Source organism: Cryobacterium mannosilyticum, assembly GCF_004402705.1.
Taxonomy (GTDB): Bacteria; Actinomycetota; Actinomycetes; order Actinomycetales; family Microbacteriaceae; genus Cryobacterium; species Cryobacterium mannosilyticum.
On sequence record NZ_SOFM01000023.1, the window covers coordinates 64,181 to 77,080 of the forward strand.

General features: G+C 68.7%; 10 protein-coding genes. 4 read left to right on the top strand and 6 right to left on the bottom strand.

From position 1 onward, the window contains the following. Positions 1–21 precede the first annotated feature (21 nt). Complete coding sequence (locus tag E3O32_RS08420) at positions 22–3,426, bottom strand: pyruvate carboxylase (RefSeq protein ID WP_134508495.1); 3,405 nt, start codon at positions 3,424–3,426, stop codon at positions 22–24. A 77-nt stretch (positions 3,427–3,503) separates the two neighbouring features. Here E3O32_RS08420 and E3O32_RS08425 point away from each other — a divergent pair, with 77 nt between their 5' ends. Then, a complete protein-coding gene (locus E3O32_RS08425) occupies positions 3,504–4,310 on the top strand; it encodes a ParA family protein (RefSeq protein WP_134508497.1) in 807 nt (268 codons plus the stop codon). A gap of 77 nt (positions 4,311–4,387) precedes the next feature. Here E3O32_RS08425 and E3O32_RS08430 read toward each other — a convergent pair whose 3' ends face one another. From E3O32_RS08430 to ku, 5 genes are all read right to left on the bottom strand, one after another. Beyond that, positions 4,388–4,939, bottom strand: coding sequence for a MerR family transcriptional regulator (locus tag E3O32_RS08430; protein ID WP_134508499.1), 552 nt, complete (start codon positions 4,937–4,939; stop codon positions 4,388–4,390). A 177-nt stretch (positions 4,940–5,116) separates the two neighbouring features. After that, positions 5,117–5,812, bottom strand: a complete 696-nt coding sequence (ftsR, locus tag E3O32_RS08435; RefSeq protein WP_134508501.1) for a transcriptional regulator FtsR — start codon at positions 5,810–5,812, stop codon at positions 5,117–5,119. Further along, entirely contained in the window at positions 5,812–6,225 is a 414-nt protein-coding gene (locus tag E3O32_RS08440; protein ID WP_134508610.1) for an FHA domain-containing protein, read from the bottom strand. The genes ftsR and E3O32_RS08440 overlap by 1 nt, the downstream gene beginning before the upstream one ends. 85 nt (positions 6,226–6,310) lie before the next feature. Next, a complete protein-coding gene (locus tag E3O32_RS08445) occupies positions 6,311–6,928 on the bottom strand; it encodes a CDP-alcohol phosphatidyltransferase family protein (protein ID WP_255455499.1) in 618 nt (205 codons plus the stop codon). Positions 6,929–6,977: 49 nt separating this feature from the next. After that, positions 6,978–7,853, bottom strand: coding sequence for a non-homologous end joining protein Ku (gene ku / locus E3O32_RS08450; protein ID WP_134508505.1), 876 nt, complete (start codon positions 7,851–7,853; stop codon positions 6,978–6,980). Between the two features lie 201 nt (positions 7,854–8,054). Here ku and E3O32_RS08455 point away from each other — a divergent pair, with 201 nt between their 5' ends. The 3 genes from E3O32_RS08455 to E3O32_RS08460 all read left to right on the top strand — a co-directional run bounded on the left by E3O32_RS08455 (position 8,055) and on the right by E3O32_RS08460 (position 12,893). Further along, entirely contained in the window at positions 8,055–10,088 is a 2,034-nt protein-coding gene (locus E3O32_RS08455; protein WP_134508507.1) for a DUF222 domain-containing protein, read from the top strand. A 109-nt stretch (positions 10,089–10,197) separates the two neighbouring features. Next, a complete protein-coding gene (locus tag E3O32_RS17240; protein ID WP_166790804.1) occupies positions 10,198–10,356 on the top strand; it encodes a hypothetical protein in 159 nt (52 codons plus the stop codon). Between the two features lie 32 nt (positions 10,357–10,388). After that, positions 10,389–12,893, top strand: a complete 2,505-nt coding sequence (locus tag E3O32_RS08460) for an ATP-dependent DNA ligase (RefSeq protein WP_134508509.1) — start codon at positions 10,389–10,391, stop codon at positions 12,891–12,893. Positions 12,894–12,900 lie beyond the last annotated feature (7 nt).

Here is a 12,900-nt window from a genome sequence, read left to right on the forward strand (position 1 = left end):
GTCGATAGATCGGCCCCAATCCTAGCGCGGTCGCACCACCACGAGCAGATCGCCCGCATCCACCTGCTGGGTTTTGGGGATCGCGACCCGGTCCACGACGCCGCTGATGGGAGACGTGATCGCCGCTTCCATCTTCATCGCTTCGATCGACGCCACGCTCTGGCCGGCCTCGATGGTGTCCCCCTCCTCGACCTGCAGGGTGACCACCCCGGAGAACGGGGCTGCAACCTGGCCGGGCCGGTTCGCATCCGCCTTTTCCGCCGCCTTGGTGCTGACGGTGATGCTGCGGTCGCGCACGAAAACCGGGCGGAGCTGCCCGTTGAGGGTGGTCATGACGGTGCGCATGCCCTTGTCGTCCGCCTCACTGATGGCTTCGAGGCCCACGTACAGCCGCACGCCCCTCGCGATCTCGACGGCGTGCTCGGTGCCCTGCTGAAGGCCGTTGAGGTAGTCGACGGTGTCAAGCACCGACAGGTCCCCGAACAGCTCGCGGATCTGCTCGTACTGGCGGGTCGGCGCCGGGAAGAGCAGCTGGTTGAGCATCGCCCGGCGGGTGAGGCTGTCCTTGTCGAGCGCGCCCCGCTCGTCGGCGGTGAGTTCGGTGACGCCGATGCGGATGTTGCGCCCGGCGAGCACCTTGCTGCGGAACGGTTCGGGCCAGCCGCCGGGCAGGTCGCCCAGTTCCCCGGCCATGAAGCCGATCACGGAGTCCGGCACGTCGTAGTTGCCCGGGTTCTCGGCGAAGTCGGCCGGGTCGGCGCGCACCGCGGCGAGGTAGAGGGCGAGGTCGCCGACCACCTTCGACGACGGAGTGACCTTCGGCACTCGGCCGAGGATGTTGTTCGCCGCGGCGTACATGTCCTCGATCAGTTCGAAGTCGTCCGCCAGGCCGAGCGCGACCGCCTGGGTGCGCAGGTTGGAGAGCTGGCCGCCCGGGATCTCGTGGGTGTAGACCCGGCCGGTCGGCGCGCGGAGGCCCGATTCGAAGGGGTGGTAGACCCGGCGCACATCCTCCCAGTACGGCTCGAGGTCGCAGACGGCCTTGAGCGAGATGCCCGTGTCGCGTTCGGTATGGGCGAGGGCGGCGACGAGCGAGGAGGCGGACGGCTGGCTGGTGGTGCCGGCCATCGGAGCGCTGGCGACGTCGACCGCGTCGGCGCCGGCACGTGCCGCGGCGAGCAGGGTGGCCAGCTGGCCGCCCGGCGTGTCGTGCGTGTGCACGTGTACCGGGAGGTCGAACCGTTCGCGGAGGGCGCCGACGAGCTTTTCGGCGGCCGCGGGGCGGAGTAGCCCGGCCATGTCCTTGATCGCGAGGATGTGCGCGCCGGACTCGACGATCTGTTCGGCCAGCCGCAGGTAGTAGTCCAGGGTGTACAGGGGTTCGGCAGGGTCGAGCAGGTCGCCCGTGTAGCAGAGTGCCACTTCGGCCACGCTGGTGCCGGTCGCGAGCACGGCGTCGATCGCCGGGCGCATCTGGGACACATCGTTGAGGGCGTCGAAGATGCGGAAGATGTCGACGCCGGTGTCGGCGGCTTCACGCACGAAGGCGTGGGTCACCTCGACCGGGTACGGCGTGTAGCCGACGGTGTTGCGGCCGCGGAGCAGCATCTGCACGTTGATGTTCGGCAGGGCCTCGCGCAGCGACGCGAGGCGTTCCCACGGGTCCTCGCCGAGGAAGCGCAGGGCCACGTCGTAGGTGGCTCCACCCCAGGCCTCGATCGAGAGCAGCTCCGGGGTCATCCGTGCCACGTAGGGGGCGACCGCGACGAGGTCGCGGGTGCGCACCCGCGTCGCCAGCAGCGACTGGTGCGCGTCCCGGAAGGTCGTGTCCGTCACGGCGAGGGCCTTCTGCGCACGCAGGTCGGCGGCGAAGCCCGCCGGACCGAGCAGCTGGAGGCGCTGGCGTGAGCCGGCCGGGGCCGCAATGGACAGGTCGAGCTTGGGCAGCTTCTCGGCCGGGTTCAGCAGCGTGATCGGCACGCCGTTGGGCTTGTTGACCGTGACGTCGGCCAGCCAGTTCAGGATCTTCGTGCCGCGGTCCTTCGAGGCCCGGCCGCGGAGCAGTTCCGGTCGCTCGTCGATGAAGGAGGTGCTCAGGTTGCCGGCGGCGAAGTCGGGGTCGTCGAGCACCGCCTGCAGGAAAGAGATGTTCGTCGACACTCCGCGGATGCGGAACTCGGCCAGGGCGCGCTTGGACCGGGTCACGGCGGAGGGGAAGTCACGGCCGCGGCAGGTGAGCTTGGCGAGCATCGAGTCGAAGTGCGGGCTGATCTGGGCGCCGGGGTTGATGGTTCCGCCGTCGAGGCGCACACCGGCACCGCCGGGCGAGCGGTAGGTGGTGATCTTGCCGGTGTCCGGCCGGAATCCCATAGTGGGGTCTTCCGTCGTGATCCGGCACTGCAGCGCTGCGCCGCGAAGCTGGATCTTGTCCTGGGTCAGGCCGAGGTCGGCAAGGGTCTCCCCCGCGGCGATACGGATCTGGGCGACGACGAGGTCGACATCCGTCACCTCCTCGGTGACGGTGTGCTCGACCTGGATTCGCGGGTTCATCTCGATGAACACGTGCTGGCCGGCCCGTTCGCCGACGGTGTCGAGAAGGAACTCGACCGTTCCCGCGTTGACATAGCCGATCGACTTGGCGAAGGCGACCGCGTCCGCGTAGAGGCGCTGGCGGATCTCGTCGGAGAGGTTCGGCGCCGGGGCGATCTCGATGACCTTCTGGTGGCGGCGCTGCACCGAGCAGTCGCGTTCGAACAGGTGCACGGTGGCGCCGGTCGTGTCGGCGAGGATCTGCACCTCGATGTGGCGGGGCCGCAGCACCGCCTGCTCGAGGAACATGGTCGGGTCGCCGAAGGCGCTGTTGGCCTCCCGCATCGCCTCCTCGAGGGAGCCGCGGAGCTCGCTCATCTTGGCGACCCGGCGCATGCCGCGCCCGCCGCCGCCGGCGACGGCCTTGGCGAAGATGGGGAAGCCGATTTCCTCCGCCGCGGCGATGAGCTCGTCGACGTCGCGGGACGGCGCGCTGGACCCCAGGACCGGCACGCCGGCAGCGATCGCGTGCTCCTTGGCGGTGACCTTGTTGCCGGCCATCTCGAGCACCTGCTCGCCCGGGCCGATGAAGGTGATGCCGGCTTCACGGGCGGCGCGGGCCAGTTCGGGGTTTTCGGAGAGGAACCCGTAGCCGGGGTAGATGGCGTCGGCGCCGCACTCCTTGGCCACCCGGATGATCTCGCTCACGGTGAGGTACGCCCGCACCGGATGCCCCGGCTCGCCGATCTGGTACGCCTCGTCGGCCTTCAGCCGGTGGAGCGAGTTGCGGTCCTCGAACGGGAACACGGCCACCGTTTTGGCGCCGAGCTCATAGGCCGCACGAAACGCACGAATCGCGATTTCTCCGCGGTTGGCAACAAGAATTTTCGTGAACATGCAGACCTTTCGAGCGTGGAGCCGCACACAGCTGACGGTTAGGTTCTCCCAGACTAGTGAAGGTAACGTATCTACTTGTGCACGTACTAAGCGTTAGCTCCCTCAAGGGAGGAGTAGGCAAGACCACGGTGACCCTTGGTCTGGCGTCTGCTGCCTTCGCCCGCGGCGTACGAACCCTGGTTGTGGACATTGATCCCCAGTCGGATGTCTCGACCGGCATGGACATCGAGGTGACCGGCCACCTGAACATCGCCGACGTCCTCGCGTCGCCCAAGGAGAAGGTCGTTCGCGCGGCCATCGTGCCGAGCGGGTGGACCCGCGGCCGTCAGGGCACCATCGACGTGATGATCGGCAGCCCGTCCGCGATCAATTTCGACGGGCCGCACCCCAGCATCCGTGACATCTGGAAGCTGGAAGAGGCGCTGTCCACGGTCGAGAAGGACTACGACCTCGTCCTCATCGACTGCGCCCCCTCCCTCAACGCACTGACCCGCACCGCGTGGGCGGCCAGCGACCGCGTCGCCGTGGTCACCGAGCCCGGCTTGTTCTCCGTCGCGGCGGCTGACCGCGCCCTGCGGGCGATCGAAGAGATCCGGCGTGGCCTGAGTCCTCGCCTCCAGCCTCTCGGCATCATCGTCAACCGGGCCAGGACGGCCTCACTCGAGCACCAGTTCCGGATCAAGGAACTCCGCGACATGTTCGGTCCGCTCGTGCTCAGCCCCCAGCTTCCCGAGCGCACATCGCTCCAGCAGGCGCAGGGCGCCGCGAAGCCGCTGCACACCTGGCCGGGTGACAGCGCCCAGGAGATGGCCCGCTACTTCGACCAGCTGCTCGAGCGGGTGCTGCGCACCGCGCGCATCGGCGAATACGCCGAACAGCACTGACACCCCGGACAGCAAAAACCGCCCGGCGGCGGTGCCAGGCGGCGGGACGTGCGGGTGAAGGCGCAGTGCGGAAAGGGTCAGGAGACCTTGCGGCTGGTCCTGCGGGCGGCGAGCTCGTCGGACGGGTCGATGGTCTGGGTGTCCAGTTCGACGAGACTGGTCTCGACCTCGCGAAGCACCTTGCCGACGGCGATGCCGAAGACACCCTGGCCGCGGCTGACGAGATCGATGACCTCGTCGTTCGAGGTGCACAGGTAGACGCTCGCGCCGTCGCTCATCAGCGTGGTCTGGGCCAGGTCGCTGACGCCGGATTCGCGCAACTGGTTGACGGCGGTGCGGATCTGCTGCAGGGAGATGCCGGTGTCGAGCAGTCGTTTGACGAGTTTGAGAACCAGGATGTCCCGGAAGCCGTAGAGGCGCTGGGAACCCGATCCGGCGGCGCCACGCACCGTCGGCTGGACCAGTTCGGTGCGGGCCCAGTAGTCGAGCTGGCGATAGCTGATGCCGGCGGCCCTGGCTGCCACGGCGCCACGGTAACCGGAATGTTCGTCGAGTTCCGGCATCCCGTCAGTGAAGAGGAGACCCAGTCCGTAACGGGAGGCGTCGTCTCGTTGGTTGAGCTCACTCATACGATCGCCTCTCGGGGGTGTCTGCGATGCCGATGATCGCTGTGTCAACGCTACCGAGGCGAACCGCCCTGATCAATGACATCCGCTCGACCAAAATCGGCGTGTCGGATGCAAGGAAGACTCGGGTCGATCGCGGCGGCACTCTTCGAGCGGCGTCGGTCTCCAGTGTATGGCTTTTTAGGTGAGACGCCCCAGCGCGGAGCGGATCAGACTCCCGCGAATCACCTCGAGCTGGCCGGCGATTTCGACCGCCATCTCGGCGGCCTTCGCCCGGCTGGAGGCGTCCTTCCGGCGCGACAGCGGCACCAGGGCGCTTTCGATCAGACCGAGTTCCCGCTCGGCGGCTCCGCGGAAACCGCGGAGGTGCCTCGGTTCGATGCCGCTGCGCTGCAGTTCCACGAGGGCACGCAGCACACCGAGCGCGTCCTCCCCGTAGACGTCGGCCGGGAGGATGATCGAGGCGGAGACGGCATCGTGCAGGAGCGTGGCGGCGGCCCCCGCTTCGCGCAGGAGTTCGTCCCTGCTCAGCCGGCGCACGTTGGACAACATCGAGGGGCCGGGGGTCACTCCGCCGGGCAGGGTGGGGGTGAGACCGTTGTCGATGTCTTCCAGGTAGCCGCGAATGACCTTCAACGGAAGGTAATGATCACGCTGCATCAACAGGATCAACCGCAGCCGGTCGAGGTCCCCCGCGCAGAACTTGCGGTAACCGGATTCGGTCCGTGCCGGGGAGACGAGTTTCTGTTCCTCGAGGAAACGCAGCTTGGATGGCGTGAGTTCGGGGAACTCAGGGGTCAGCCGGGCCAGCACCTGTCCGATGCTCAAGAGTGACGTCGCGCCCGGCTGCCGTGCCTGGGCGGAGGACGCGGGCACTAGTCGCTCGCCAGTGGCGAAAGGTCGAGCCGCGAGGCGTAGAACGTCAGCCGGAACTTGCCGACCTGGACCTCGGCGCCGTCGTGCAGCTGCGCCGAATCGATCCGGACACCGTCGAAGTAGGTGCCGTTGAGCGAAACGAGGTCTTTCACCTCGAACGTGCGGCCGTGGCGGAGGAACTCGGCGTGCCGCCGTGAGACAGTGACATCGTCAAGGAAGATGTCCGCATTGGGGTGACGGCCGACAGTGGTGACGTCGGCGTCCAGCAGGAAGCGCGCCCCCGAATTCGGTCCACGACGCACGACGAGCAGTGCCGACCCCGAGGGGAGGGCCGCGATGGCCTCCTGTTCCTCCGTCGTGACGTCGCCGTCGAGGGCGGCCAACTGCGCCGCGAACTCCTGGCTGAACGTCATCGTCGTGTCGGTGTTGGCGAAGTTTTCGGGCGTGCCCTTGCGCTGGGGTTCATTCGTCTTTTTGGAATCAATCACCGTACACCTCCTACTGGTCCAGCGTATCGGATTGAGCGGACGATTTTACCCGCGAAAGCCGAATCACCCTGGCGGCTTCAATTGCGTAGATTATGCCCGCCCACCAGTAAAGAAAGGCTCCCCAGATCCCGAATGCCCAGCCCACCGGACCAGACCACCAGGCCAGCATCGGGAAGGCCTGGCCGAGCATGATCATGGGCAGCGCGTAGAACAGGCAGAAGGTGGCGAGTTTGCCGAGCTGATGCACGGGAAGCGGCCCGAAACCGAAGTTGGCCAGGACGACGCCGAGGCCGAGCAGAAAGACATCCCGGCCGACGACGACGAGCACGATCCACCAGGGAACCAGTCCGCGGGAGGCGAGCCCGAGCAGCGCCGCGAAGATGTACAGACGATCGGCGGCCGGGTCGAGCAGTTGACCGAGCCTGGTGACCTGGTCGAACCGCCTGGCGAGGAACCCGTCGAGGAAGTCGGAGGCTGAAGCCACGACGAGCACGAGCAACGCCCAGGAATCCTCGCCGCGGATCAACAGGACGAGGAAGACGGGAACCAGGGCCAGCCGCAGCATGCTGAGGAGATTGGGCAGCGTGGCCACCCTCGAACTTACCTGTCGTTCCTCTGCCCCGCTCACAATTCCCGAGTCTACCGAGGCGCTCCCCGCAGCGGAGCGCGGCATCCCGTCAACCCGCCGATGCGCCGGTGCGGGGCTCCGCGTCGCCTCTCCCCGGCCGCGCACGGCTGGCCGTTTCGGACTTGGCACGGCTGCGCTCGACGCTTCGCCGGAGGGCCTCCATCAGGTCGAGCACTTCCCCGCCGCCTTCCGCGCCCTCCGCGCCCTCTCCGGACAAGCGGCCGAAGGTGACGCTGGTGTCGACCGTGTCGCCGGCCGCGAGCTTCGCCTCGATCAGCTCCCGCAGCTGGTCCTGGAAGTCGTCCCGGAAGTCTCCGGGCGAGAAATCGGAGGCGAATGATTCGACCAGTGCCGCCGACAGGTCCAATTCCTGGGCCGAAATGCGCACCTCCGCGTCGAGGGCGGGGAAATCCGCCACCCGGATCTCGTCCGCCCAGAGCAGAGACTGCAGCAGCAGCACATCGCCGCGCACGCGGAGCGCCCCGAGCCGGGTCTTCTGGCGCAGGGCGAATCGCACGATCGCGGTGCGGTCCGTCGCCTGCAAAGCGTGCCGCAGCAGCACATACGCCTTCGGCGATGAACCGTCTGGTTCGAGGTAATAGCTGCGCTCGTAGGTCATCGGGTCGAGTTGTTCGCTCGGCACGAACTCGACCACGTCGATCTCACGGCTCCGCTCGGCCGGCAGGGAAGCCAGGTCGGCGTCGGTGAGGATCACCGTGCGGTCACCATCGTCCCAGGCCTTGTCGATGTGGGCATAGTCCACGACCTGCCCGCAGATTTCGCAGCGGCGCTGGTAACGGATGCGCCCGCCGTCCTTGTCGTGCACCTGGTGCAGTGCGACATCGTGGTCCTCGGTGGCGCTGTAGACCTTGACGGGCACATTGACGAGTCCGAAGGTGATCGCGCCCTTCCAAATCGATCTCATGCCCCCAGTGAACACCGGTTGCCCGCGCCAGGCTAGCGGCCGGGCCCGCCGAGGCAGCCGAGTCGGCCCAGCGGCCCGCAGGGCGACCGAGCCGCTCCGATGGTCGAGCCTGTCTGGACCCCTGAATATATCTTCGAAAAAGTTATTCACAAGTAGTGACAAACGCTCACATTTGTGTTCGCATTTTGGTATCTTCGTGGCATGGACTCACCGGCAGAGCAACTCAGACAGGCAGCGGATGCCGTCGCCCGCCTGGGCTGCTCCAGCGCCGACTACGAGGCCCTGACGGATGCCGCGGCGCTGGCCGGTCAAAAAGACATCGCCACCGCACGCCGGTTGCTGGAGACCCGGGCCGCGTGGATGGCTGCGACCATCGCCGATCGCTCCCGCCCGGAGCTGGGCCATTCCGGCCTGGCCGCGCAGCAGGGGTTCCTCTCCCCGGAGGCGATGATCCAGAAAGTCACCGGCGCCAGCAAGAACGAAGCATTCAAGCTCGTCGCCGTCGGCACGATGCTCGCCCAGGCCGAGGCCGCCGACCGGCAGGCCGCAGACGCGCTCGGGTCGCCCGGTGTTGACGGGACCGGTGTCGATGGTGGTGCGGGCGGCGGGGCTGGTGTCGATGGTGGTGCGGGTGGCGACTTGGGCGGTCTCGACGGTCGCACTGATGGTTCCGGGGCCGGACCTGTGAGCGTCCCGCCCGATCCGGGCAGCCCGGGGTCGTGGCAGGGGCCGATCGCTCGCGCCGTGACCGCCGGGACCCTCTCCGTCGACGCCGCCGAATCCATTCGCAGGGGCCTGGGCGATATCGATACGGCCGTCACAGCCGACAGACTCGCCACCGCCCTCACCCGGCTGCTCGCGGAGTCCGCGACGTTGAATGCGGACCAATGCTTCACCCGGGCCCGGCGGATGCGCGACGACCTCGATCAGGCTGGCATCGCCGCGAGGGAGAAGCAGGCCTACGACGACCGGTTCCTCAAGGTCTACCGCCTCGCCGACGGGATGGTCCGCCTGCACGGGCTCTTCGCCCCCGAAGATGGCGAGTTCGTGCTCTCCACCTACGACTCGATCACCAGCCCGAGGCGCGGCGGGGTGCGTTTCGTCGACAAGAAGCGCAAAGCCTGGGCCAAGGCCGTCCAGGACGACCCCCGCAGCACCGCGCAGATCGCCGCGGACTCGTTCGTGCAACTGCTCAAGATCGCCGGCGAAGTCGACCCCGGCCAGATGCTCGGCGGCCGTCGCCCCGCCGTGCGCATCATCGTCACCCAAAAAGACCTCACCAACGCCACCCACACCAACACCGGCACCGGCACCCGCACCGGCACCCGCGCCGTCGCCGGCGGTGCCGACACCAGCACCGGGAGCGGGAGTGCAACCCAGGCACCGGCCCGCACATCCCCCTCAACACCATCAACACCCCATCTCACCGGGGCATCTGAAGCACCGGGAGCATCCGAGACGCCAGCAGGCCCCCGGCCCCTGCCGGCGGTCAGACCTGACACAGCAGCCCCGTCCACTCAACCCGGTCAACCCGGTCAACCCAGCCAACCCAGTCAACCCAGCCAACCCAGTCAACCCAGCCAACCCGACCTGTCCGGCCAGCCCGACCAACCCGACCAACCCGGCGAACCCGGCCAGTCCAGCGAACCCGGCCAGCCCAGCCAGCCCAGCCAGCCTGGCGAGCCCGACCTGTCTGATCAGCCCGACCTGTCCGGCCAGCCCAGCGAGCCCGGCCAGCCGGGGACGGCCCTGGTCCTGGCGGCCGGGCACGGGTCCATCGAGGGCAGCCCCGCCCCGATCTCCCTCGCCACCGTCCAACGACAACTCTGCGACACCGGCTACCTCGGAATCCTCTTCGACAACACGGGCCAACCCATCGACATCGGCAGGGAACAACGCCTCTTCACCCCCGCCCAACGCACCGCTATGGGCGCCCGCGACGGCGGCTGCGTCTGGCCCGAGTGCGACCGGCCACCCGCCTGGACCGAAGCTCACCACCTCAAGGAGTGGCTCCTCGAACACGGCTACACCGACCTCGCCGACGGAGTCTGCCTCTGCCACCCCCACCACCTGCTCCTCCACAACACGGGCTGGGTCATCCTCCGGGGCGGCGACCACTACTGGCTGAAGCCGCCGGTCTCGGTCGACCCGAAACAGATGCTCATCCCCCTACCCAGCAAGACCCACCGCCAACTCGACCCGGGCACGCCGACCCGGGACCGGGACACTGACTGACCGGCAACTCGCCCCGCGCACGCCGACCCGGGACCGGGACGCGGACGGACCGGCCGCGTCACCGGGTCCCCGACCGGCAGCGCCGCCGGCGAGTGAGGTCGCCGAGATCATGGCATCGGGTCCCGGCTGGCTCGACCACTGCAAGCTCCCGGCCCTCGGCAGGCAGAACCACCGCAAGTTCCCGGCCCTCGGCGGACTCAAGTACCAGGGCGGGATCGCCTGGGGCGGGGTCGCCTGGCGGCGGGACGGCACGACATCGGCCCACTAGCCGCGGACGGGGCGCGAGTGCATGCTGGTGCCATGAATCAGGGACCGGACCGTTCGGCCGCCAGCCAGGTCGTCACGGTCGGCGGCCATCGGATCACGCTCACCAGCCTCGAAAAGGTGCTCTACCCGGAGACCGGCACGACCAAGGCAGACGTGATCGCCTATTACGCGGCCGTGGCCGACGTGCTGATCCCCCATTCCGCCAACCGGCCGGCCACGAGGAAACGGTGGGTGCACGGCGTCGGCACCGCCGCGGAACCCGGCCACATGTTCTTTCAGAAGAACCTCGACGCGTCGGCCCCGAGCTGGGTCACCCGCCGGTCGATCGAGCACTCCGACCACGTCAACGTGTATCCGCTGGTCAACGACCTGGCCACGCTGACCTGGCTCGGCCAGGTCGCTGCGCTCGAAATCCATGTGCCGCAGTGGCAGTTCGGCCGAGACGGCCATCCGCGCAACCCGGATCGGCTCGTGCTCGACCTGGACCCTGGCGAGGGCGTCACCCTCGCCGAGTGCGCCCACGTCGCCCGGCTGGCCCGGGCCATCCTGCGCGACATGGGCCTGGATCCGTTCCCCGTGACCAGCGGGAGCAAAGGCATCCACTTGTACGCTGCGCTGGATCTCAGCCATACCTCCGACCAGGTCTCCGCGGTCGCGCACGAATTGGCGCGGGCGCTGGAGGCCGACCATCCCGACCTCGTGGTCAGCGACATGAAGAAAGCCAGGCGCGCCGGCCGGGTCTTCGTGGACTGGAGCCAGAACAACGCCGCCAAGACCACGATCGCACCGTACTCATTGCGCGGCACACCGTTGCCGATGGTCGCCATGCCCCGCACCTGGCGCGAATTGGCCTCCCCCGGGCTGGCCCAGATCGATTACCGCCAGGCCAGGCACCGGGTGGAACGCAACGGCGACGCACTGTCCGGCCTGCTCACCGCCCACCCGGGTTTACGGGCAGACTTCGGCGGCGCGACGGACCCAGGCCCCGGGGCGGCCGACCGGCTGGCCGAATACCGCAGCAAGAGGAACAGCGCGCGCACGCCGGAACCGGTGCCGGCCGAGATCACCGGGACAGCGGAGGGCCGCTCCTTCGTGATCCAGGAGCACCACGCCCGCAACCTGCACTACGACCTGCGGCTCGAGCATGACGGGGTGCTCGCCTCATGGGCGCTGCCGCGGGGAGTGCCGACCGAACCGACGAAGAACCACCTCGCCGTGCGCACGGAAGACCACCCGCTCGAGTACGGCACGTTCGAGGGTGACATTCCGGCCGGGGAATACGGCGCGGGCACGGTCAGGATCTGGGACAGCGGCCGATACGACCTCGAGAAGTGGCGCGACGACGAGGTGATCGCCACCCTGCACGGCGAACCGGGCGGCGGGCTCGGTGTGGCGCGACGATTCGCCCTGATCCACACGAAGGGCCCCGACCGGGCGGAGAACAACTGGCTGATCCATTTGATGAAGGCGACGGCGACGGCGACGGCCCGCCGTGCCGGGGCGGCGCAGGGGCCGCCCCGGGCGGCGGCCGCGCGCATCCGCCACTCGCCCATGCTCGCGACGCTCGGAACCCTGGCCGACCTGGCCGACCAGGATGGCCGGCCCTGGGCGAGTGAGATGAAGTGGGACGGGATCAGATTGCTCGCCTCCGTGACGATGAACGCCTCCGTGACAATGAACGCCTCCGTGACGATGAACGCCTCCGTGACGGTGGACGACCCCGGGGCCACGGTTCGCCTGGTCACCCGGAACGGCAACGACGTCACGGATGCCTACTCGGACCTGGTGCGCGCCCTGCCGGCGGTCGTCACGGCCGGATCGGCCGTGCTCGACGGGGAGGTCGTCGCCCTCGATGCCGCGGGCAGGCCGAGTTTCGGCCTGTTGCAGAACCGGACCGGCGGCACTCGGGTGAACTACCTCGTTTTCGACCTGCTCGAGCGGGACGGGCAGGACCTCACCGAGTTGTCGTATTCGGCGCGGCGCGAGATCCTCGGCCAGGTGGTGCACGGCAACGCCGACGTCCAGGTGCCGCCGGCCTTCGACGGCGATGCGGCGGCGGCCCTGCGAGCGAGCCGGGAGCTCGGCCTGGAGGGCATCGTCGCCAAACGGCTGGACGGCCGCTATGAGCCGGGCCGCAGGTCCCGGTCCTGGATCAAGATCAAGCACCATGCGACCCAGGAGGTCGTGGTCGGCGGGTGGCGCCCCGGCCGGGGCCACCGGTCCGGCTCGATCGGATCGCTGCTGGTCGGGATTCCGCACGGCGGCACCCTCGCCTACGCCGGCCGGGTCGGCACGGGGTTCCGTGATCTGGACCTTGAGGAGATCATGGCGAGGCTCGGGCCGATCGCCACGACCGCGAGCCCCTTCGCCGAGGTTCCCGCGGCTGACGCCGGTGACGCGAACTGGGTGCGGCCGATCCTCGTCGGCGAGGTGGAGTTCGCGGAGTGGACGGAGGCGGGGCGGCTCCGGCACCCCGTTTGGCGAGGCTGGCGCCCGGAAAAGTCGCCCGCCGACGTGGTCAGGGAAGGCCCCGGGTAGGCCCGGC